The 22,294-nt window shown below is 68.9% G+C and carries 21 protein-coding genes; 3 read left to right on the top strand and 18 right to left on the bottom strand.

The features are described from left to right. Window positions 1–124: 124 nt before the first annotated feature. Genes thiL through C4B30_RS18585 form a run of 3 tightly spaced genes read left to right on the top strand, consistent with a single transcriptional unit; the run spans window position 125 to window position 2,199 of the window. A complete protein-coding gene (gene thiL, locus C4B30_RS18595) occupies window positions 125–1,123 on the top strand; it encodes a thiamine-phosphate kinase (protein WP_027783516.1) in 999 nt (332 codons plus the stop codon). After that, a complete protein-coding gene (locus tag C4B30_RS18590; protein ID WP_027783515.1) occupies window positions 1,113–1,658 on the top strand; it encodes a phosphatidylglycerophosphatase A family protein in 546 nt (181 codons plus the stop codon). The genes thiL and C4B30_RS18590 overlap by 11 nt, the downstream gene beginning before the upstream one ends. Before the next feature lie 40 nt (window positions 1,659–1,698). Continuing rightward, window positions 1,699–2,199, top strand: coding sequence for a CinA family protein (locus C4B30_RS18585; RefSeq protein ID WP_027783514.1), 501 nt, complete (start codon window positions 1,699–1,701; stop codon window positions 2,197–2,199). Between the two features lie 33 nt (window positions 2,200–2,232). On the opposite strand, the gene C4B30_RS18580 is transcribed toward C4B30_RS18585, so the two are convergent. The 18 genes from C4B30_RS18580 to mpl all read right to left on the bottom strand — a co-directional run bounded on the left by C4B30_RS18580 (window position 2,233) and on the right by mpl (window position 22,136). Beyond that, entirely contained in the window at window positions 2,233–3,291 is a 1,059-nt protein-coding gene (locus C4B30_RS18580) for a hypothetical protein (RefSeq protein WP_027783513.1), read from the bottom strand. A gap of 248 nt (window positions 3,292–3,539) precedes the next feature. Beyond that, window positions 3,540–4,382, bottom strand: a complete 843-nt coding sequence (pyrF, locus tag C4B30_RS18575; RefSeq protein ID WP_027783512.1) for an orotidine-5'-phosphate decarboxylase — start codon at window positions 4,380–4,382, stop codon at window positions 3,540–3,542. A gap of 39 nt (window positions 4,383–4,421) precedes the next feature. Next, window positions 4,422–5,483, bottom strand: coding sequence for an aldose 1-epimerase (locus C4B30_RS18570; RefSeq protein WP_027783511.1), 1,062 nt, complete (start codon window positions 5,481–5,483; stop codon window positions 4,422–4,424). Window positions 5,484–5,532: 49 nt separating this feature from the next. Next, the gene (locus tag C4B30_RS18565; RefSeq protein ID WP_027783510.1) at window positions 5,533–6,339 is read right to left on the bottom strand and encodes an SDR family NAD(P)-dependent oxidoreductase; all 807 of its coding nucleotides are present in this window, start codon (window positions 6,337–6,339) and stop codon (window positions 5,533–5,535) included. Window positions 6,340–6,367: 28 nt separating this feature from the next. Then, window positions 6,368–7,384, bottom strand: coding sequence for an L-arabinose ABC transporter permease AraH (araH, locus tag C4B30_RS18560; RefSeq protein ID WP_027783509.1), 1,017 nt, complete (start codon window positions 7,382–7,384; stop codon window positions 6,368–6,370). Window positions 7,385–7,453: 69 nt separating this feature from the next. Then, the gene (gene araG, locus C4B30_RS18555; RefSeq protein ID WP_027783508.1) at window positions 7,454–8,965 is read right to left on the bottom strand and encodes an L-arabinose ABC transporter ATP-binding protein AraG; all 1,512 of its coding nucleotides are present in this window, start codon (window positions 8,963–8,965) and stop codon (window positions 7,454–7,456) included. Window positions 8,966–9,032: 67 nt separating this feature from the next. Beyond that, window positions 9,033–10,028 carry an arabinose ABC transporter substrate-binding protein gene (locus C4B30_RS18550; RefSeq protein ID WP_027783507.1) on the bottom strand — a complete coding sequence of 332 codons (996 nt, stop codon included), beginning with the start codon at window positions 10,026–10,028 and terminating at the stop codon, window positions 9,033–9,035. A 111-nt stretch (window positions 10,029–10,139) separates the two neighbouring features. After that, the gene (locus C4B30_RS18545; protein ID WP_027783506.1) at window positions 10,140–10,919 is read right to left on the bottom strand and encodes an SDR family oxidoreductase; all 780 of its coding nucleotides are present in this window, start codon (window positions 10,917–10,919) and stop codon (window positions 10,140–10,142) included. Beyond that, the gene (locus C4B30_RS18540) at window positions 10,919–11,596 is read right to left on the bottom strand and encodes a 2-dehydro-3-deoxy-6-phosphogalactonate aldolase (RefSeq protein WP_027783505.1); all 678 of its coding nucleotides are present in this window, start codon (window positions 11,594–11,596) and stop codon (window positions 10,919–10,921) included. Before C4B30_RS18540 ends, C4B30_RS18545 begins: the two co-directional genes overlap by 1 nt. Window positions 11,597–11,618: 22 nt before the next feature. Further along, entirely contained in the window at window positions 11,619–12,644 is a 1,026-nt protein-coding gene (locus C4B30_RS18535; protein ID WP_027783504.1) for a 2-dehydro-3-deoxygalactonokinase, read from the bottom strand. Beyond that, window positions 12,641–13,540: an IclR family transcriptional regulator gene (locus C4B30_RS18530; protein ID WP_027783503.1), complete on the bottom strand. Its 900-nt coding sequence runs from the start codon at window positions 13,538–13,540 to the stop codon at window positions 12,641–12,643. The genes C4B30_RS18535 and C4B30_RS18530 overlap by 4 nt, the downstream gene beginning before the upstream one ends. A 350-nt stretch (window positions 13,541–13,890) precedes the next feature. Continuing rightward, entirely contained in the window at window positions 13,891–14,283 is a 393-nt protein-coding gene (locus C4B30_RS18520; RefSeq protein WP_027783502.1) for an EF-hand domain-containing protein, read from the bottom strand. Window positions 14,284–14,358: 75 nt separating this feature from the next. Continuing rightward, the gene (locus C4B30_RS18515; protein WP_027783501.1) at window positions 14,359–15,969 is read right to left on the bottom strand and encodes a S10 family peptidase; all 1,611 of its coding nucleotides are present in this window, start codon (window positions 15,967–15,969) and stop codon (window positions 14,359–14,361) included. Window positions 15,970–16,395: 426 nt separating this feature from the next. Continuing rightward, entirely contained in the window at window positions 16,396–17,133 is a 738-nt protein-coding gene (gene mtgA / locus C4B30_RS18510) for a monofunctional biosynthetic peptidoglycan transglycosylase (RefSeq protein WP_027783500.1), read from the bottom strand. 14 nt (window positions 17,134–17,147) lie between these two features. After that, window positions 17,148–18,014 carry a shikimate dehydrogenase gene (gene aroE / locus C4B30_RS18505; protein WP_027783499.1) on the bottom strand — a complete coding sequence of 289 codons (867 nt, stop codon included), beginning with the start codon at window positions 18,012–18,014 and terminating at the stop codon, window positions 17,148–17,150. Beyond that, entirely contained in the window at window positions 18,011–20,104 is a 2,094-nt protein-coding gene (locus tag C4B30_RS18500; protein ID WP_027783498.1) for an RNB domain-containing ribonuclease, read from the bottom strand. The genes aroE and C4B30_RS18500 overlap by 4 nt, the downstream gene beginning before the upstream one ends. An 80-nt stretch (window positions 20,105–20,184) precedes the next feature. After that, the gene (locus C4B30_RS18495) at window positions 20,185–20,754 is read right to left on the bottom strand and encodes a YqiA/YcfP family alpha/beta fold hydrolase (RefSeq protein WP_027783497.1); all 570 of its coding nucleotides are present in this window, start codon (window positions 20,752–20,754) and stop codon (window positions 20,185–20,187) included. Next, window positions 20,751–22,136 carry a UDP-N-acetylmuramate:L-alanyl-gamma-D-glutamyl-meso-diaminopimelate ligase gene (gene mpl, locus C4B30_RS18490; protein ID WP_105132791.1) on the bottom strand — a complete coding sequence of 462 codons (1,386 nt, stop codon included), beginning with the start codon at window positions 22,134–22,136 and terminating at the stop codon, window positions 20,751–20,753. Before mpl ends, C4B30_RS18495 begins: the two co-directional genes overlap by 4 nt. Window positions 22,137–22,294: the final 158 nt, after the last annotated feature.

The raw sequence follows: 22,294 nt of genomic DNA, 5'->3' as shown, positions 1-22,294 counted from the left end.
ATCATCGGCCGCCAGACCGGCGATTCGGGTGCGACAGCCGCGACCAAAATGTACTGGATGGTGCAGGCGCGCCGCCGCTCGCCTCGTACAATGCCGTTCCTTCAACCGTTTCGGATCGCCCGCCGTGCCAGCCGCCCTCTCCGAGTTTTCGCTGATCGAACGCTTCTTCACGCGCCGCGCCGCGCAGGGTGCCCGCGCGTCGACGCTCGGCATCGGCGACGATTGCGCACTGATTGCGCCCCGATCCGGGAAATTGCTGGCCATTTCGACGGACATGCTGGTGGAAGGCCGCCACTTCTTCCCCGATGTCGCGCCCGACGCGCTCGGCCACAAGACGCTCGCGGTCAACCTGTCGGACCTCGCGGCGATGGGCGCCGAGCCGCGCGCCTTCACGCTCGCGTGCGCGCTGCCGCGTGCCGACGCGGCGTGGCTCGAGGCGTTCAGCGACGGTCTCTTCGCGCTGGCCGAGCGATACGGCTGCGAGCTGATCGGCGGCGACACGACGAGCGGGCCGCTGAACCTGTGCGTGACCGTGTTCGGCGAAGTCGCGCCCGACACGGCGCTGCGGCGCGATGCCGCGCGCGACGGCGACGACGTGTGGGTGTCCGGCACGCTCGGCGATGCGCGCGCGGGCCTCGGCGTCGCCCGCGGCGAATGGGCGGCCGGCGCGGATGAAGCCGCCGCGTTCCGGCGCGCGCTCGAGCGGCCCGAACCGCGCGTCGCGCTCGGCCTGGCGCTCGCGGGCGTCGCGCACGCGGCGCTCGATCTTTCGGACGGCCTCGCCGGCGACCTCCAGCACATCCTGACGCGCTCGAACGTGCGCGCCGAGATCGACGCCGACGCGGTGCCGCGCTCGGCCGCGCTCGCGACGCTGCCGGCCGACGTGCAGCGCCGCTGCGCGCTGGCCGGCGGCGACGACTACGAACTCTGCTTCACGGCGCCGGTTGCGGCGCGCGCGGCGGTCGCCGCAGCGGGCGCCACGGCCGGCGTGCCGGTCACGCGAATCGGTACAATACGCGCGTTGTCCGCGCCGTCGGCGCAACCCGCCATCGCGTGGCGCGACGCCGCCGGCGCGCCCCTCGCTCTCACGTTGCACGGCTTCGACCACTTCCATGCAGACTGATCCGACGCCCGCGCACGCCGCGGCCGAGCCCGGCGCCGCGCAGCCCGCGCCGACACGCATGACGGCCCGCTTCATGCTGTCGCATCCGGCGCATATCGTGTCGCTCGGCTTCGGCAGCGGGCTCGCGCCGATCATGCCCGGCACCTTCGGCTCGCTGTTCGGCTGGCTCGCGTTCGTCGTGCTCAACCGCTACCTGACGGTGCCCGAATGGTGGGCGCTGATCGCCGTCGGCTTCGTGGCGGGCACGTGGGTCACCGGTTTCACCGCGAAGAAGGCCGGGATGGCCGATCCGGGCGCCGTCGTCTGGGACGAGATCGTCGCGATCTGGCTCGTGATGCTGTTCGTCACGCCCGCGACCTTCGTCGGCCAGCTGTGGGCGTTCGTCGCGTTCCGCTTCTTCGACATGCTCAAGCCGCCGCCGATCCGCTACTTCGAGCGCCGCCTGAAAGGCGGGCTCGGCATCATGGTCGACGACCTGGTCGCCGCGTTCATGACGCTGCTCGTGATCGCCCTGTGGCGCTCCGTCGCCGGCTGACCGATTTCCCGACTGTTTCCCCGACTGTTTCCCGACGCGCATGCCAACCGATTCCGTCGTTCACCAGCTTGCGATCCGCGCAGGCAACAAGCTGCGTGACGAGCACCTCACGCTCGCCACCGCCGAATCCTGCACCGGCGGCATGATCGCCGCGGCGATCACCGACATCTCCGGCAGCAGCCAGTGGTTCGAGCGCGGCTTCGTCACGTACTCGAACCAGGCCAAGATCGAGATGATCGGCGTGCCGGCCGACCTGATCGACAAGCACGGCGCGGTCAGCGAGCCCGTCGCGCGGGCAATGGCCGAAGGCGCGCTGCGCAACAGCCGCGCGCAGGTCGCGCTGTCCGTCACCGGCATCGCGGGGCCGGCCGGCGGCAGCGAGAAGAAGCCGGTCGGCACCGTGTCGTTCGGCTGGAGCAACCGGCTGCATACCGACGTCGAAACGCTCGTGTTCAAGGGCGATCGCGAACAGATCCGCACGCAGGCGGCCGCGCATGCGCTGCGCGGGCTGCTGAAGCTGCTCGACGAGCGCGAACGCTGAGCGGGCCGGCGGCGTGCCGCGCCCGCCGCGCGCTTACTGAATCGCGTCGGGCTTCACGACGATCCAGTTCTTGTCCGCCGTCACCGGCAGGCCGAGCGACTTCTGCTTCGCGGCCGATTCGTCCGACCACGCGCGGATCTGCGCCATCTGCTTGTCCTTCTTGTTGACCCACACGCGCACGCCGCCGCGCGCGACATCGGTCGCGTTCAGCAGCATGTAGCCGTCGGACGTCGGCGTGTCGCCGGCGACGAGCACCGGCTTCTTCCACTGGTCGATCCAGCCGACGATCGAACCGAGCTTGCCTTCGTACCACGTCATCGGGTTCATCAGGAACGGCGTGATCACGAGGTTGCGGTTCGCGGCCTCGTCGTACTTGCCGGCCTTGATCTGCAGCCGCGACGTCGTCAGCGCGCCGGTCGCCGGGTTGCGCAGCAGCGTCGTCACGCCGATCACGTTCTGCGGCTTCACGTTGTAGCCGTACTTCGGGTCGGACAGCACGAGCCGCGCGAGCTCCTCGTGCGCGGCCGTCATCACGTAGACATCGATGCCGTTCTCGCGCAGCGCGTTGTACAGCTCCTGCATCCCGCGGAAGAAGCGCGGCGGGTTCACCGTGCCGTCGACGACCTTGTCGCCCTGCCAGTAGCGGATCGGGATCGGCTTGCCGTCGGCGAGCATCGCGTCGACGTGGCGCTTCAGGTCGGCGAGCGACTGCCCGGCGAACGCCTGCGCGATCCACGGATAGCAGACCAGATCGTCGATCTCGCACAGCCGGTAGTAGTAGCTCGTCAGCGATTCCTTGTAGTCGGCGGAATCCTTGAACGGGATCAGCTTCAGCGAAGGGTCGAGCGAATCGCGCGTCAGCACGCCGCGGTTCTCGAGATACGGCAGCAGCGATTCCTCGAGGTCGTAGCGGTAGGTCGTGTTGTCGGCGTCGAACACCGCGTAGTCGCCGCGGTTCGCATGCGCGGCGATCATCGCGTTCAGCGCCTTCGCGCTATCGGCCGGCCAGTGCGAGAGATCCGCCGCATGGGCGAACGTCACGCACAGCGACGCGGCGAACGCGCTCAGAAGACGGCGGGACAGCTTGGGCATGGCGTCGCTCCTATTCTTGACATTTTCGTGACGGATCGATGACAAGAGGCAGGATCGCGCGAATAAATTGCCGACATGCAATGCGGAAGCGACGGGAAGTTGTCGGCGCGCGCCAGGGAGGATCGAGGAAAGCGAAGGGGGACGGGAGGATGCAGCGCCGGCGCGGGGCCGGCACCACACCGCCCAGCGTGCCGGCTGGGCGGTGTGGTGAGAGACAGCGTGGTGCGAGACGGTGTCGTGCGAGTCGATCAGCGATGCGCGTTGATCGTGTCGCGCGTCTTCTGCGCGGCGAGCGCCGCGGCCTCGGCGAAATCCTCGCCCTTGCTCGCGTACAGGATCGCGCGCGACGAGTTGATCATCATCCCGGTGCCGCCGGCCGTGCGGCCCGCGTTGACGGTCGCCTGCACGTCGCCGCCCTGTGCGCCGATGCCGGGGATCAGCAGCGGCATGTCGCCGACGATCCCGCGCACGACCTCGATTTCCTTCGGGAACGTCGCGCCGACCACGAGGCCGAGCTGGCCGTTCCTCGCGTTCCACTTGTTCGCCGCGAGATCGGCGACGACCTGGTACAGCGGCCGGCCTGGCTGGCCGGCCCCGTTCGTTTCGAGGAACTGCAGGTCCGAGCCGCCCGGGTTCGACGTGCGGCACAGCACGATCACACCCTTGCCTTCATGCTCGAAGTACGGCTCGACCGAGTCGTAGCCCATGTACGGGTTCACCGTGACGGCGTCCGCGCGATAGCGCTCGAACGCTTCGCGCGCGTACTGCTCGGCGGTGCTGCCGATGTCGCCGCGCTTCGCGTCGAGGATCACGGGCAGGCCCGGATGCTGCAGATGGATGTGCGCGATCAGGCGCTCGAGCTGGTCTTCCGCGCGATGCGCGGCGAAGTACGCGATCTGCGGCTTGAACGCGCTCGCGTACTGCGCGGTCGCGTCGACGATCTGCCGGCAGAACTCGAAGATCGCGTCGGGCTGGCCGTCGAACTGCACGGGAAAGCGCGACGGCTCGGGATCGAGGCCGACGCACAGCAGCGAATTCGTGCGCAGCCACGCGGCGCGCAGCGATTCAATGAAAGTAAGCGGGGAAGACATGGCGGGTACTCGCGGCAAACCGTTGGTAGACCGCGTATTTTACCCGCGTCGCGGGCGGCCCTCGCGTGCCGCGGCGTTGCCGCGCGCATCGGCGCGCTCGACGGTGAACGCGAAACGCCGCGTGAGCCGCTCGCCGGGCGCAAGCAGCGTCATCCCGTGCGCGGTCGCGCCGCCCGGCAGGTTCATCGCATTGATCGGATGATCGACCGGCTCGAAGCAGAAGAAATCCTCGCCCGGCGGCGTATAGAGCACGTACGCGTCGGCGTCGGCCGCGACGGTCAGCGACAGCCGGCGGCGCGGCCAGCTCACCGTCGCGTGGCCGCCCCAGCCGGTGAACGCGTGATTGACGAGCGTGGCCGGCAGCGGATACGCGACGCCGAACTGCCAGGCCGGCGGCACGCTGACGTGCCGTACCGGCAGGAAATCGGCGCCCGACAGCCACAGGCCGCCCGCCGCCGCGGCCAGCTCGGTCACCGCATCGCGCACGAGGAACGGATGCACGCCGAGCCCGAACGGCAGCCGCGCGCGCCCCGCGTTCTCGATCGTCAGCGCGATCGACAGCGTCGCGTCGTCGAGTTCGAACGACTGGATCGCGCGGAACGCGTACGGCGCGCCGGCGGCACGGTCGAGCGACAGTTGCAGCGACGTGTCGGTCGCATCGTCCACCTGCCACGGCGCGAGCCAGCCGTCGCCGTGGATCGGCAGCGGCTCGTCGCGGCGGTTGCGCGGCACCGCGACCTTGCGCCCGTCGCATTCGAAGCGCCCGTCGCCGATCCGGTTCGAGTACGGCAGCAGCGGATAGCACGCGAGCTCGTTCGGGTCCGTCGCCGTCTCCGGGTGCTCGCAACGGCGGAACACCGGCATCAGCACGCCGTTGTCGCCGCGCCAGTCGAAGCGCGCGATGCCGCCGCCGAGGTGCGGCAGCACGTCGAGCCGCAGCGAAGCGTTCGACAGCGTGACGGCCGCCGCATGCGCGGCGCCGACGCCCTGCGCGAACGCGGCCGTCTGCGGGCCGGGGCTGACCGGCTGGGCGGCGGCGGCCAGGCGCGCGCGGCGCGACTGGCTGGTGGACGACGATGCGCGCGAGGACGTGGCGGTCATGGTGAGCTCCTTTCCTTCGTCGAAGAAACGATGCAGGTCGTGCGAACGGTCAGGCCCAGCCGCCGTCGACGATCACGTCCTGCGCGGTGATCATCCGGCTGTCGTCGGCCGCGAGAAACAGCGCCATCCGTGCAAGATCGGCCGGCAGCAGTTCGGCATCGATGCACTGGCCGGCCTTGATCGCCGCGCGGCCCGCGTCGTCGAGCCACAGCCGGCGCTGCTTGTCGGTCAGCACCCAGCCGGGCACCAGCGAATTCACGCGGATGCCGAACGGGCCGAGATCGCGCGCGAGGCCGCGCGTCAGGCCCTGCACGGCCGCCTTCGCCATCACGTAGACGGGATAGCCGCCGTTCTTCAGCATCCAGCTGATCGAGCCGAGATTGATGATCGCGCCGGCGCCCTGCCGCTTCATGTCGTCGATCACCGCCTGCGCGGCGAAGAACTGATGACGCAGGTTCACCGCGATGCCCGCGTCGAACGACGCGGGCGTCACGTCGCCGATCGCATGGCGCGTGTCGTTCGCCGCGTTGTTCACGAGCACCGCGATCGCGCCGATGCGTGCGCGGATCGCGTCGATCGCCCGGCGCAGCGCCTCGACGTCGGTCAGGTCGCACGACAGGAACAACGGCGCATGTCGTGCATGCGCGAGGCGCTCCGCGAGTGCGGCGCCGGCCGCCGCGTCGAGATCGACGAACGCGACGCGCGCGCCCTGTTCGACGAAGTGCTCGACGAACGACGCGCCGATGCCGGTCGCGCCGCCCGTGATCAGCACCGCGCGATCCTCGAGGCTCGGGTAGCGCGCGAAGCGCGCGTCGCTCGCGGCGTGCGGATCGGGCGCGGAAGTGTCGATGGTCATGCGGATCGTCTCCGTGTCAACAGGTCGGTCAGTCGCGTACGCCGCGGTTCTTGAGCTGGTCGAGCAGCACGGCCGCGAGCAGGATCGCGCCGCGCACGAGGTACTGGTAGAACGCGTCGATGTTCAGCAGGTTCATCACGTTCTCGACGGTGCCCATGATCAGCACGCCGATCACGACGCCCGAGATCGTCGCGCGACCGCCCATCAGCGACACGCCACCCAGCACGCACGCGGAGATCACGTTCAGCTCGAAACCCTGCGCGGCGTTCGGCTGGCCCGACGTGATGCGCGACGCGAGAATCACGCCCGCGAGCGCCGTCACCGCGCCCTGGATCAGGAAGATGTATACGCGCGTGCGTTCGACGTTGATCCCCGCGAGCCGCGACGCTTCCGGATTGCCGCCGATCGCGAGCGTGTTGCGGCCGTAGACGGTCTGGTTCAGCAGCACGCCGAACCCGATGAAGCACACCAGCGTGACCCAGATCGGCAGCGACACGCCGAACATCGACATCCCGCCGAGCGCGATGAACGTGTCCGACGACACGCCGACCGCCTGCCCCTTCGACACGATGAAGCCGAGCCCGCGCACGATCTCCATCGTCGCGAGCGTCGTGATCAGCGCGTTGATGCGCAGGTACGCGATCACCGCGCCGTTCACGAAGCCGATCGCGGCACCGGCCGCGACCGCCGCGATGATCGCGACGAACGTGTTGTCGGTCGCGTTCAGCACCATCGCGCACAGCACGCCTGAGAACGCGACGGTCGAGCCGATCGACAGGTCGAAGTCGCGCGACGCGAGACAGAACATCATCGTGCACGCGACCATGCCGATCTGCGAGATCGACAGCGCCAGGCCGAGCATGTTGTCGATCGAGAAGAAGTGATCGACGGTCAGCGACATCGTGATGAACATCACCGCGAAGATCGCGATCAGGCTGTATTCGGTCAGATGCTGCCACCACTTCTGGCGGTCGCTCTGCTGTGGAACCAGCGCGTCGGCCGACGGCTTCACGGCGGCGCTGCCAAGGTTTTCGTTGACTTGCATGGTGTATCTCCTGCTCCTGCATCGCGCGACCCGCGCCGCGCGTGTTCGATTCGAATGTCGTATGTCGCGTCAGGCCGCCTCGACCGCGCTCGTCTGCGGCAGCGCGAGGTTCAGCACCGCGTGCTCGTTCGCCTCGGCGCGCGGCAGCTCGCCGGCGATCCGGCCTTCGCGCATCACGACGATGCGGTCGGACACGCCGAGCACTTCCGGCAGTTCCGACGACACCATCACGATCGCGCAGCCGCGCTCCGCGAGCCGGTAGATCACGTCGTAGATCTCGTGCTTCGCGCCGACGTCGATCCCGCGCGTCGGTTCGTCGAGGATCACGACCTTCAGATCGGGTTCCGCGAGCCAGCGCGACAGGATCGCCTTCTGCTGGTTGCCGCCCGACAGGAAGCGGATCTTCTGGCGCCGGTTCGGCGTCTTGATCTTCAGCCGCTGGATGAAGCGGTCGGCCGTTTCGCTTTCGGTCTTGCCGTTGATGAAGAGCCCCGCGCGCAGCGAATGGCGGCGGCAGCTGATGTTGATGTTCTCGGCGACCGACGCGATCGCGATGATCCCTTCTTCCTTGCGGTCCTCGGGGCACAGCACGATGCCGTGACGAATCGCGTCGCCGGTGCGCTTCACGTCGATGCGCGCGCCGTCGAGCGTCAGCACGCCCGCGCGCCGGCGGTCCGCGCCGTACACGAGCCGCATCAGCTCGCTGCGACCCGCGCCGACGAGCCCGAAGAAGCCGACGATCTCGCCCGCGCGCACCGAGAAGCTCGCCGGTTCGCGCAATGCCGGGCCTTCGACGCCGTCGGCGGAAAACCGCACGTCGCCGAGCGCACGCGGCGCGTAATGGTAGATGTCCGAAATCTCGCGCCCGACCATCTCGGCGACGAGCCGCTCGCGCGGCACGTCGGCCAGCGATTGGTGCGACGCGATCTTGCGCCCGTCGCGAAAGATCGTGCACGCATCGCACAGCCGGTAGATCTCGTCCATCCGGTGCGAGATGTAGATCAGCGCGCGGCCTTGCGCACGCAGATCGTCGACCAGTTTGAACAGCACCTCGGTCTCGCGATGCGACAGCGAGCTCGTCGGTTCGTCGAGCGCGATCACGCGCGCGTTGCGCATCAGCGCCTTGCAGATCTCGACCATCTGCCGCTGCGCGATCGACAACCGCCCGAGCCGCGCATCCGGATCGAGATCGACGCCCATCTCGGCGAGCCGCTCGCGCACGTAACGCTTCGCCTCGCGCTTTCTCACCCAGCCGAACGCGTTCGGCAGGCGGCCGAGCAACAGGTTTTCCGCGACCGTCAGGTCGGGCACGTACTGCAATTCCTGGTGAATCACCGCGATGCCGGCCGCGATCGACGCGGCCGCACTCGCGAACTGCACGGGCTGGCCGTCGACCTGCACGCTGCCCGCATCGGGCTGGTATTCGCCGCCGAGAATCTTCAACAGCGTCGACTTGCCCGCGCCGTTCTCGCCCATCAGGCCATGCACCTCGCCCGCATGCACGTCGAACGAAATGCCGTCGAGTGCGCGCACGCCGGGAAATACCTTGCCGATATTGTCAAAACGCAGTGCCGCTGACACGTCGTCTCCCCACTTCCAGATCGATCGACCGCCGGCCGCCGCGTCGCCGCGGCAGCCGGCGGGCCGCTTACTTCGACGCGAGCCCCATCTCCTCGCGCACCTTCGCCACGTTGTCGCGCGTGGCGAGCATGCCCGTCGTCAGCGTCAGCGGCGGCGGCGCCTTGCCCTGCGTGATCCACGTGTACATCAGGTCCGAGGTTTCCTCGCCGTGGCGCTTCGGGCTGATGATCACGGTGCCGTAGAAGCCCGTCGGCTGCGGCTTCTTGAACTCGTTGAGCGCCGAATCGGAACCGCCGATGCCGATGCCGATCATGTTGTCGGCCTTGAAGCCGCGCCCTTCGGCCGCGCGCACCGCGCCGAGCACGGCCTCGTCGTTCAGGCCGTAGGCGACCCAGTGCTTGAACTGCGGGTTCTTCGTGAGCGCGATGTTCGCCGCGTTGAACGCGTTTTCCGTATCGGTCTTCGCCTGCGGCGCCGCGATCACGTTCGCCTTCGGGAAGCCGGCGGCGACCAGCGCGTCGGTCGCGCCGCTCGTGCGGTCGTGCGCGGTCGGCAACTGCTCGTAGGTGATGTCGATCGCGCCGACGTCCTTCATGTCCCAGCCGCGCTTCTTGATCTCGGCCGCGATGCCGTCGCCGACCTGCTTGCCGATGTTGTACGCGGAGATCCCCATGTGCGGCACCGCCTCGATCGGCTTGCCCGCGCCGTCGACGAGGCGATCGTCGACCGTCATCATCTTCAGGTTGTGCGACTTCGCCTTCGCGACGATGCCCGGCCCGAGCTTCACGTCGGGCGTGCAGATGATGAAGCCCTGCGCCTTCTGTGCGGACAGGTTGTCGATCGCGCTCATCACCTTCTCGCCGGACGGCGCACCGATCTTCACGAGCGTGAAGCCCTTCTGCTTCGCGGCGATCTCGGCGAATTTCCATTCGTCCTGGAACCACGGTTCCTCAGGCTGCTTCACCAGGAAGCCGATCTTGACCGGGTCGGCCGCGTGCGCGACCGGGCTGCCCATCACCACCGCGGCCGCAGCGGCCAGCGTTACGAACGTTCTGCGTTTCATCTCCAGAGTCTCCTTGTTTTCATCGAACAGGATGCAGCCGCTTGTTGGTTTCGACGCAGCGTGCGCGCGGCCGTCGCACGTGCGGTCTTTCGAATCGCTACGTCAATCGTGTCAGTCGTGATACAGCGCCGCGCGCCCGCCATCGACGGTGATGCACGCGGCATTGATGAACGGCGCCTCGTCGGACGCCAGGAACACGGCCGTCATCGCGACCTCCTCGGGGCGGCCGATCCGCTTCATCGGCTGCAGCGCGAGCGTCTCGGCGCGCGCGGCGGCCGGATCGGGCTGCGCGTCCCACCAGTCGCGCGTGAGCTGCGTCTCGATGTAGCCCGGCGCGATCGCGTTCACGCGCACGTTGCGCGCCGCGTATTCGATGCCGAGCGCACGCGTGAGGCCGAGCACGCCGTGCTTCGCGACCGGGTACGGAAAGCAGCCCGGGATGATCCTGAATGCATGCGTCGACGCGATGTTCACGATGCTGCCGCGCCCGCGCTCGACCATACCCTCCAGCGCCGCGCGGCAGCCATGCCACACGCCGTCGAGATCGACCGCGAAGCAGCGCCGCCAGTCGTCGTCGGTCATCGTCAGCGGATCGGCGAACACGTTGATGCCCGCGTTGTTCACGAGCACGTCGAGCGGGCCGAACGCCGCTTCAGTCTGCGCGAGCGCATCGCGCACCGCCTGCTGCCGCGCGACATCCGCCTGCAGCGGCAGCACGCGCGCGCCGTCGCAATCTTGTGCAATCGCGGCGGCCGTGTGCTGCGCCTGCGGGAAGTCGAGATCGACGAGCGCGACGGCCGCGCCTTCGCGCACGAACGCGCGCGCGATCGCGGCGCCGATGCCGCGGCCCGCGCCCGTCACCATCGCGACCTTGCCCGCGAGGCGGCCCATCATGCGGCTCCGCCGCGCGCGACGCGCAAGCCGGCCTGGAACGCGCGCGCATTCGCCGCGGTCGTGTCGGCCGACTGGCCGGGGCGGTACAGCGCCGAACCGAGCCCGAAGCCGTTCGCGCCGGCGTCGAGGAACGGCCGCATGTTGTCCGGCGCGATCCCGCCGACCGGAATCAGCGGCACCGCGCGGTCGATCACCGCGCGCCATGCCTTCACGACCGTCACGCCGAGTTGCTCGGCCGGGAACATCTTCAGCACGTCGGCGCCGTTCGTCAGCGCCGCGAACGCTTCGGTCGGCGTCGCGACGCCCGGCGCGCTCGCCAGCCCGCGCTCGCGCGCGCGGCGAATCACGGCCGCGTCGCTGTGCGGCATCACGATCAGTGCGCCGCCCGCGTCCTGCACGCGGTCGACGTACTCGGCGCGCAGCACGGTGCCCGCTCCGACGATCGCGTCGTCAGGCAACGCGCGCCGCAGCGCCGCGATGCTGTCGAACGGGTCCGGCGAGTTGAGCGGCACCTCGACGATCCGGAAGCCGGCTTCGTAGAGCGCGCGGCCGTGATCGGCCGCTTCGGCGGGCGCGATGCCGCGCATGATCGCGATCAGCGGACACGCGTCGAACGCGCGCATCAGTGCGGCGTGGGGCGTGTACGGTGCGGGCAATGTCAGGTCGGTCGGCATCGAGGGTTCCTCTACAAGCAGTTCAGTGGTCGGCGCAGACGGGCTCGCCGTCCGCGCGCACGAGCCCGGCGCGCGACGCGATCCGCCACAGGCCAAGCTCGGTCGCATGCGCGGCCACACGCGCGTGCGCATGGCCGAATACCTGGAGCGCATCGACGTAGCGCGAACACAAGCCGCCGTCGCCGATCAGCAGCAGCGGCTGGTCCGCGAGCGCGATGCCGCGCTCCGCGAGCATCGCGTCGAGCGCATTGAGCTCGTGGCCGATCAGCAGGCCGGACAGGTAGTCGCCCTGCGCGTCGGGTGCGAGCCGGTCGGTCAGCCCCAGCGTGCGCGTGCTGAAAATCGTCGCGAGCAGCCCCGTGTGCTGCGCGCCGCGTGCGACCGCTACGCCGCGGACGAACGCGGCGCGGTCGGGCGACGCACCCGTTCGCATCGTGCGGCCGAGGATCGTGTGATCGCGCAGCACCGCGAACAGCTCGCCGGTCATGAAGGTCTGGAAACGCTCGATCAGCCCGTCCTTCACCCACGCCCATTTCGCATGCGTGCCCGGCAAGCCGATCAGTACCCCTGAACGATCGGCGCCAAGCGTCGGATCGCTCGCGAGTGCGCCGACGATCTGCGTTTCTTCGCCGCGCATCACGTCGGGCAATTCGCCCGTCGCGATCACGCCCGGCACGATCGAGACAGTCGCGCCGCGCGACGTCGTCACCGTGATGAGGCCCGCGACGAGCGCGTCGGCCCCGGCCGGCACCGCGACGTACGGCGCCTCGCGCCAGCCCTGCGCGCTGCCGACCATTCCGGCGGCGAGCACCGGCAGGCCGGGCGCACGGTCGAGCCAGTCGCCGCACGCTTCCTCGAACACCGCGTCGAACGCACGCGCGCCGCCGCCCGGCACGTGCATCACGCCGGCTGCCCGGCTGCGCGTGTCGATCGGCACGCCGTGCGCGTCGTACAAATATGCGCGCAGCGACGTGGTGCCCCAGTCGAGCGCGATCAGCGACGGGGAAGCGGAACTGGCATCCGGAACGGGCCGGGTCGAAGTCGTCATCGTTTGATCCTGCGGGTACCCTGCGGCGGGCTCCAGCCCAGTTCCGCGGAAATGGCTCGCGCTTCGCGCTGCACGAGCGGAATCAGTTCGTCCATGCGGTCGTGCGGCATGTACGGAATCGTGCTCGCCACCGACACCGCCGCGACGACCGCGCCCGACGCGTCGCGGATCGGCGCGGCCACGCAGCGGATCGACGCCTCGTTTTCCTCGAGATCGAACGTATAGCCGCCGGCCGCGTAATGGGCCATGCGCTGCAGGAACGCGCTCGTCTCGGGCCGGTTGTCGGGCTTGAAATTGACGCCGGCCAGCGCGCGCCGCGCGGCTTCGAACAGCGAGCGCCACAGGTCGGGATCGAGGTCGAGCATCATCGCCTTGCCGATGCCGGTCGACGCGAGCGGCATCCGGTGGCCGACGCGCGAGCGCATCTCGAGGCCGCGCGTGCCGGGAATCTTGTCGATGTACAACACGTCGTCGCCGTCGCGCACGCCGAGATGGATCGTGTCGAGCGTCGCTTCCGCGAGCGCCTCGAGATGCGGACGCGCCACCGCGGTGAGCGGCATCTGCTCGAGCGCGATCGTGCCGAGCTCGATCAGCTTCGGGCCGAGCAGGTAGCCGCCCTGCACCTGGCGCAGATAGCGCGCCTGGACGAGGCTGCTGACGAGCCGGTGCGTCGTGCTGCGCGTCGTGCCGAGCGCGGCGCCGATCGCGCGCATGTCGCGCGCGCCGTTGGCGATCGCTTCGAGAATCGCGAGGCCGCGCAGCAGCGTCTGCGTGCCGGCCTGTTGCGCGGCGAGGTCGAGCGGCGTGCTGGTCGCGCCGATGCTGTCGGTCAGCGACGCATTGACCGGCATCGCGCGCCGGGCGTCGAGGGCAAGGGAATCTGGCATCTTGGTCATGGGGCGGGGCTTCTTCAACGGAATCGGTGAAGCCGCTCGCGCGGCGCCGGAACTGCGTCCGGTGCCGCGGCGTGGCGGCGGTCGATGCACCGAGTAAAGCGCCCGGCAAACTTCATGGAAGGTGTCTCCGTGTGCGACGGGCGCCGCGCGATGCGTGGGTCCGAAGCTGTCGATGTGCTTCGGATTGTAGGAGCGCACGCACTCGTCTCCAATATTTGAATGCGTTGTCCAGATAATGAGAATGGCGGCGAAATCGCCCGCGGGCTCGACGCAACGGCCGCGTCATGCGCACGGGGGCGGAACCCGCCGTGTCGCAGGTTCCGCCCCCGTTTGTTCAACGCGTCCCGCGCTTACTGCTGGCTCGTGCTGCGCGCCTGCATGTAGCGCTGGACGTCGGCGAACGACACGCGGCCGTTGCCGCCCGCGTCGATCTGCCGGAAGTGGTTCGCGACATAGCCGAGGCCGGCCGCGCGCGCCTGCGACTCGGTGATCGAACCCGTGTTCTGCGTGTCGGCCGCACTGAACTGCCGCGCGAGCTTGCGCACCACCTGCGCGTGCAGCGCGGCGCCGGTCGTTTGCGTGCCGGCGGTCGCGTGGCGCGCGGCCGGCGGCACGTACGGGTCGCCGAGCTGCGCCTGGCGCGCACGCGCCGGCGCGACGGCGTCGCTCGCCTGCGCGGAAAGGGATGCTGCGGCGCCGACGCATGCGAGCGCCGCGGCAACGACGATGAAACGATTCTTCATGTCAGGCTCCAGTCTGGAATGGGATCGACGGCCGGCGAGCGGCGCCGGGGGGCGCCTGTCGCCGGCGTGGCGCAATCAATGCGCGGCCGCGCCGTAGAAGGTCACGAGGTCGGCTTTCTCCTGCGGACGCGACGTATCGTCGAGATAGACCATGTGCCCGCCCTGATAGTCCTTGATCGTCAGGTTCGGTTGTGTCCCGAGCCGCGCGAGGTCGAGTTCGGTCTGGTAGAACGGCGTCGCGATGTCGTGATACCCGTTCAGCGACAGCACCTTCAGCGCCGGGTTCAGCGTCAGCGCCGCGGCCAGATCGGGGATCGTGTCGGGCATCGCCAGGCCGTCGTGCGTCCAGTCCCACGTGTTGATCGCGTTGCTGCTCACCGAGTAGGCCGACTGCGCGGTGTACTTCAGTTCGTTCGGCAGGTAGCTGCCGATCGTGTCGGTGAACGGCTTCGTGATGAACGAGCTGGACGGATCGCCGTCGGCCGCGAGCGGGCTCGACACGGGCACGTTCACGCGTGCGTCGTAGCGGCCGATCAGCGTGCCCGGGACCAGCGACAGCTGGAAGCTGTTGTCGAAGAAAGTCGGGACCACGTTGAAGTCGGCATTCCACAGCGCCTGCTTCACGCCGGTCGAATTCGCCATCGTCGTGACGAGATTCGGCGGCGGCGGCGTGTGGCTCGCCAGATACGCGTTCACGGCGGGCGCATAGCTGCCGGCCGTCAGCAGGCGCATCTGGTCCGCATACTGCGGCAGGTTCGACGGGTTGGGGTTGTCGAGCTGGTAATACGCGCCGACCGTGCCGTACGACGGCACGAAGCCGGCGCAGCTCACCGGGCTCGCCCCGTTGTTCGAGTTGCCGACATAGTCGCTCGCCATGTCGCAGTTCGTGTTGTAGTTCAGGATCGACGATTGCAGCACGATGCCGTCGAGCTTCACGCCGGCCGTCTCGAGCAGGTTCGCGAGCACGTCGGTGCGCGGCGTGCCGTACGATTCGCCGAACAGGTATTTCGGCGAATCGTTGCGCTGGTTCACGCTCAGGTAGCGCGTCACGAAATCGCGGAACGCGCCGGCGTCCTGGTCGACGCCCCAGAACGTCTGGTTCGTGTTCGGCGCGACCGCTTCCGAGAAGCCGGTGCCGATCGCATCGACGAACACGAGGTCGGTCGTGTCGAGCAGCGTTTCCTGGTTGTCGACGAACGGGAACGTCGACGTGTTCGCGTTCGGGTCGCCGGTCTGGATCCGGCGCGGGCCGAACGAACCGAGGTGCAGCCACACCGAGGCCGAGCCCGGGCCGCCGTTGTACAGGAACGTGACGGGCCGCTTCGCCGCGGGCTGGTTGTCGGCCGTGTACGCGACATAGAAGAACGATGCTTCGGGCGCGCCCGTCTGCGGATTGCGTGCGACGAGGTGGCCGGCGGTGGCCGTGTACCGGATCGTCTTGCCGTTCAGCGTGATCTGGTGGTGCGTGACGGCGGCTTTTTCGACCGCGGCGGACGCGTCGAGCGACGCGGTCGCGCTCGACGAATAACTGTTGGGATCGTTGTACGCACGGTCGACCTGACCGGCGGGATCGGCTGAATCGGCGGCGCTCGCAGCGGCGGACGACGTCACGTCGTCGTTGCAGGCCGTCAAAATCAGCGAAGAACACACCACCCCCAACAACAGCTTCGCTTTGCTCGCTGGCATCGTTGCGTTCCTTCTCTCGGATGTTTTTCGTGTCGAGCAGCCGGATAAGCCACCCCCCGCCTCGATTGCGGCCGATAAGCCGAGGCGCTGGCCAATATACGCGAGCCCGTCAGCTTTGAAAAATTTGGAAATATTTGGCGCGCCGGCGGTGCAGCGCACACCTTTCAGAAATGCTTCGATTCGCGAAACGTTGCATTTCACGTCGCTTTCATCGGCTTTCGCGTTTAGCCGTGCGGACTAAAAAAGCACGGATTTCACGCGCTGCCCACCAACAAAATCGCGCGGTCGCCGGCATTGCTCAGCAAAGCGAAATAGACGGATTCGTCTAAGGGATGTGGCCCGAAATGGCGGCGACACGAATCCGCTGCAGCGCGTCAATCGCGCGTCGACGGCGCAACGGACAATGCAGCGGCGCGGGCGCGCCGCTTACTCGGATTGCGGAAGCTCGGCCGCGCCCATCCGGCGCGCGATGACTGCCGCACGCTGCGCCTGGTAGGCCGAGCCGCGATGCGCATCGAACCAGCGCGGCTTCGGCAGCATCACCGCGAGACGCGCCGACTGCCACGCGCCGAGCCGGCTCGCGGGAATCCTGTAGTAATAGCGTGCGGCCGCTTCGGCGCCGTACACGCCGCGCCCCCATTCGACCGAATTCAGGTAGATCTCGAAGATGCGCTCCTTGTCGAGCACCGTTTCGAGCATCCACGTGATGATCAGCTCCTGCCCCTTGCGGATGTAGCTCTTCTCGCGCGACAGGAACAGGTTGCGCGCGAGCTGTTGCGTGATCGTCGAGCCGCCCGCGACGATCCTGCCGCGCGCCTTGTTCTTCTCCCACGCCTGCAGGATCGCGTCGACGTCGTAGCCGTTGTTGGTCGCGAAGGTCGAATCTTCGGAGGCGATCAGCGCACGCTTCAGGTTGCGCGAGATCTGGTCGTACGGCACCCACTGGTGCCGGATCTGCGCGGGCGGCGTGTCGCGCGACAGCCACCACGCGTCGGTGCGCATGAACGCGGTCGAGCCCGGGTTCACGAACGACCACAGCGCGATCTGCCCGAGATAGAACAGTTGCGTCGCGAGCCATGCGCCCGCGAACACCGATCCCGCGTAGACGATCCAGCGAGCGAGGCTCGTCGTCCGCGTGCGCTGCGTGCCGCTCACCGCCACCACGTGCCGCGCTCCGTTCAGCTCGCCGCGAGCGCCTGGCGCAGCGCGGCCAGCACCGGTGCACCGTCCGGCCGCACGCCGCGCCAGATGAAGAACGATTCGGCCGCCTGCTCGACCAGCATCCCGAGCCCGTCGGCCGTGCGCGCGCCGAGCGACGCCGCGTGCTGCATGAACACGGTCGGCTGCGCGCCGTACATCATGTCGTACGCGAGCGTGCCGGCGCCGAACGCGGCAGCGTCGCATTCCGGCAGCGCGGCGTCGAGGCTGCCGGCCGTCGCATTGATCACCACGTCGTACGGTTCGGCCCGCACGACGCCGGGGCCGCCCCCCGCGAACGTGCAGCCCGCATCGTGCGCGGCCTGCATGAACTGGCCGACGAGCGCCTCGGCCTTGCTCGCGGTGCGGTTCACGATCGTGATCGACAGCGGCGCGCGGTCGAGCAGCGGCAGCACGACGCCGCGCGCGGCGCCGCCCGCGCCGAGCAGCAGGATGCGCGCACCCGCCAGCGACACGCCGAGATTCGCTTCGATGTCGCGCACGAGGCCGACGCCGTCGGTGTTGTCGCCGTGGAGGCGGCCGTCGGCGTCGATACGCAACGTGTTCACCGCGCCTGCCGCCGCCGCGCGCGGCGACAGCGTGTCGGCGAGCGCATGCGCGTCGAGCTTGAACGGCACGGTCACGTTCGCGCCGCGACCGCCTTCGGCGACGAACGCGCGCACGGCGGCCTCGAAACCGTCGACCGGCGCGAGCCGGTGCGTGTACTCGATCGGCTCGCCGGTCTGCGCGGCGAATTGCGCGTGGATGAACGGCGACTTGCTGTGCGCCACCGGGTTGCCGAACACGACATAGCGGTCGGCGCCGCTCGTCGACGCAACTGCGTTCATGATGCGCGCCCCTCTTCGCCGTCGTTGCCGCTCGCGGCTTCGCCGCCTTCTGCCGCCGCGTCCGCCGCGTCGCCCGATTCGGCCAGCGCCTCGGCCTCGGCCTGCGCCGACGCGTCTTGCGCGTCGACCAGCGTATCGTCGCCGCCTTCGGCGTCGTCCTCTTCGTCGGCCGCGTCGCCGCTCGTCACGGTCGGCGCGTCGAGCACGTTGAGCAGGCGCACCGACGCCTCGATCGTCAGCTCGTCGAGCGACATCACGTCGAGCAGCACGCGCGTGCCGCGCGCATGCACGCCGAGCCCCGGCACGTGCAGCAGCAGCGGAATGTCCTCGAGGCGCACGAGATCACCCTTCACGACGCTCGCGACGACCTGCTTCTTCTGTTCCTGCTTGAGCCAGCGCAGGCACCAGAAGTACTCCATCCGGCGCTGGTAGTCGGCGTAGGCCGTATACGTATCGTCGAAGCCTTGCACGACCGCGTACAGGTCGGCGTCCTTCGGCTTGAACGGCGCGGCGAGCTTCGCGGTGACGCCGTGCTGCACGCACGCGAGCAGTTGCCACTGGTTCACGAGGTCGACGTAGCGGCGCAGCGGCGACGTGCTCCACGCGTACTGCGCGACGCCGAGGCCTTCGTGCGGCGCGGCCGTCGTCTGCATCCGCGTGCGCTTCGGGCCCGGCGCGCCGAAGCCGCGCTGCGAGCGGTAGATGCCCGGCACCGTGTGGTCGTGCAGGAACGCGCCCCAGGTCGAGTTCGCGAGAATCGCGAGCTCCGACACGATCAGATCGAGCGGCGAGCCGCGGCGGCGCGGCGTGATCGTCACGTGCTCGCCTTCGACGTAGAAGTTGTAGTCGGTGTTGCGCTGCACCTCGCGCTTCAGGCCGTAGCCCGCGCGCGCGACCTGGCGCTTCTCGAAAAGCGCCTGCGCGAGCGGCCACAGCACGGCGATGTCGTCCTTGTGCGGATAGTCGCCGGTGCCGGCCGCGAGCGTCTCTTCGTTGACGAGCTCGTCGAGCGTGTTGTGGCGCAGGTTGTTCTTCACGAACACGAGCTCGGCGCGCGTCTCGTTCGCGACGATGTCCTGCGTCTCGCGGTTGACGATGATGTACAGCGACAGCGCCGGGCGGTAATCGCCCTCTTTCAGCGTGAACACGTCGACGACGTCGTCCGGCAGCATCGTGATCTTGTCGCCCGGCATGTAGACGGTCGACAGGCGCGCGCGCGCGATCGCATCGACCGCGTCGCCGCGCACGATGCCGAGCGCCGGCGCCGCGATGTGCACGCCGATCCGCACCCGGCCGTCGGACAGGTGCTCGACCGAAAATGCGTCGTCGATTTCGGTGGTCGTGATGTCGTCGATCGAGAACGCCTCGACGTTCGCGCGCGGCAGGTCGTCCGGCAGCGGGCCGACCGTGACGGGCGGGAAGCCCGTGCCGTGCGGGAAGAATTCCGAGAGGAAGCGCGCCTCGTGCAGCGCGCGCGGCGACTCGATGCCGCCGCAGTCGAGCATCAGCCGCGCCGGCGACACGCCGCGCGCGCCGGCCGCCGCTTCCATCGCCTTGTACTCGATCGAATTCTTGTCCGGGCGCGTCAGCAGCCCGAGCACCTTGCCCGCGAACGCTTCCGGCAACTTGCCGGCCTTCAGTTCCTCTTCATACTGCGCCTGCACGAGCGCCTGCTGGCGCTTGCGCTCGAGCGACGCGAGCGCCATCTTGAGCTGGTCTTCCGGCGCGCGCTGGTACTGGCCGCGCCCCTTGCGGCGGAAATAGACGGGCGAGCCGTGCAGCCGCAACACGAGCGCCGCGCGCTCGACCGGGCCATACGTCGCGCCGAAGTATTCGGCGGCGAGCGCCGTGTACGCGAACTCGTCGGCCGGCGCGCATTCCCACAGGAAGTCCAGATCGATCTGCTGCGCGGCCGTATCGGCCTCATGCATCAGCTCGCCGGCGGCCGGCTTGTCGAATTCGATCAGCACGTCTTTCGCGCGTACCTTCGCGCGCCGCCCGCCGGGCAACTCGACCTGAAACGCGTCGCCCTGGCGCGACAGCACGCTGCCCGCCTTGAAACTGCCCGATTCCTCGAAGAAAACGTTCACTCAGTACTCTCGTTCAGACTGCCGGGCGCCGCATCGGCGGCGCCGCATGATGATGGGAATTCGATCGGCACGTGGCCGGTTTATGACGTCTTTCCGTCGCAAAACGCGAGAACGTCGTCGACATAGTCGGCAAATTCGCTGATTCCGTGATCGCTGCCGTCGATCACGCGGGTTTTCGCGCCCGGGTAATGGGCGAGCATCTCGCGATAGTCGAGCACTTCGTCGCCGGTCGCCGCGAACAGATAGTAGCGGTCGGCGCGCGTGATCGCCGGCACGCGCAGCGCGTCGAGCTCGTGCAGGTGACGGCGCTCGACGACGATCGTGCCGCCGCCGTGCCACAGCGGCTGTTCGCCCAGATGCTGCTCGAGATCGCGCTGCGGCACGATCGCCGGATTCAGCAGCACGGCCTTCCAGCCATGCTTTTCGGCGAGCCACGTCGCGTAATAACCGCCGAGCGAGCTGCCGATCACGGTGACGTCGCGGGCGCCCGCGACCTCCGACTCCGCGACGGCGATCGCCTCGAGCGGCGACACCGACAGCGACGGGCACCGCCACTCGTCGGTGCGGCCGAGTTCGGCCATGCGCGCGGCGAGCAGCCGCGACTTCTGCGATTCCGGCGACGACCGGAAGCCGTGCAGATACAGGATCACGTGCGGCTCCCGAGCGCGTCGAGCAGCTTCTGGTGCACGCCGCCGAAGCCGCCGTTGCTCATCACGAGCACGTGGTCGCCCGGACGTGCGGCCTCGACCACCGCCTTCACCAGCAGATGCAGATCGTCGAATGCGCGCGCGCGCGCGCCGAGCGGCGCGAGCGCTTCGGCGAGATTCCAGCCGAGCGCGTCGCGCCCGGCGGGCGCGCCGTAGCCGAACACGAGATCGGCATCGGCGAGGCTTGCCGGCAATTGCGACTTCATCACGCCAAGCTTCATCGTGTTCGAACGCGGCTCGAGTACGGCGAGGATGCGGGCATTCTCGCGGCCGATGCGCGCACGAAGGCCGGCGATCGTGGTGTCGATCGCGGTCGGATGGTGCGCGAAATCGTCATAGACGGTCACGCCGTCCACGCTGCCGCGCACTTCCATGCGGCGCTTCACGTTGCGGAACGATGCGAGCGACTCGGCGGCCTGCGCGGGCGGCACGCCGACGTGGCGCGCGGCGGCGATCGCCGCGAGCGCGTTCATCCGGTTGTGGTCGCCCTGCACCTGCCAGGCGACTTCGCCGACGCGCTCGGCGTGCGAATACACCGCGAAGCGTTCGTCGACCGGCACGCCGTCCTCCGCCGGCAGCGCCTGCCAGCCGCCGTCGACGCCGAAGCGCTCGACCTCGCTCCAGCAGCCGCGCGCCAGCACGCGCTCGAGCGCGTCCGCGCGACCGTTCGTGACGATCCGCCCGACGCCGGGCACGGTGCGCACGAGATGATGGAATTGCGTTTCGATCGCGGCGAGATTGGGGAAGATATCGGCGTGATCGAATTCGAGGTTGTTCAGCACCGCGGTGCGCGGCCGGTAGTGCACGAACTTCGAGCGCTTGTCGAAGAATGCCGTGTCGTATTCGTCGGCCTCGATCACGAAGAAGCTCGAATCGGTGAGCCGCGCGGACACGCCGAAGTTCAGCGGCACGCCGCCGATCAGGAAGCCCGGGTTCAGCCCCGCGTCTTCCAGCAGCCACGCGAGCATCGACGACGTGGTCGTCTTGCCGTGCGTGCCCGCGACCGCAAGCACCCATTTGCCGGCGAGTACGTGCTCGCCCAGCCACTGCGGGCCGGACACGTAAGGCAGGCCGCGATCGAGGATCGCCTCCATCAACGGATTGCCGCGCGTGACGACGTTGCCGATCACGAACAGGTCCGGTTTCAGGTCGATCTGCTCGGCGCCGTAGCCCTCGGTCAGCGTGATGCCCTGCGCCTCGAGCTGCGTGCTCATCGGCGGATAGACGCCCGCGTCGCAACCCGTCACCGTGTGGCCGGCCTCGCGGGCGAGTACGGCGAGACCGCCCATGAAGGTGCCGCAGATGCCAAGAATATGGATGTGCATAGATGAATGCTTTCGCGCCGCCGGGGCGCCGTCGATTCGGAAAGGATGCGTGTGCGGCGCACCGGCGAGGCCGTGCGGCCGGCGCCCGGCCAACGACCTGGCCGCGACACAAAGGACAGTATTGTAACTGACGGCCTGCGATGCCCGGCGGCCCGAAC

This window comes from Burkholderia sp. BE12 (assembly GCF_002959955.1).
Lineage (GTDB): Bacteria > Pseudomonadota > Gammaproteobacteria > Burkholderiales > Burkholderiaceae > Burkholderia.
Note: the sequence above shows the minus strand (reverse complement) of the source record. Positions and strands in the feature narration are given on the sequence as shown.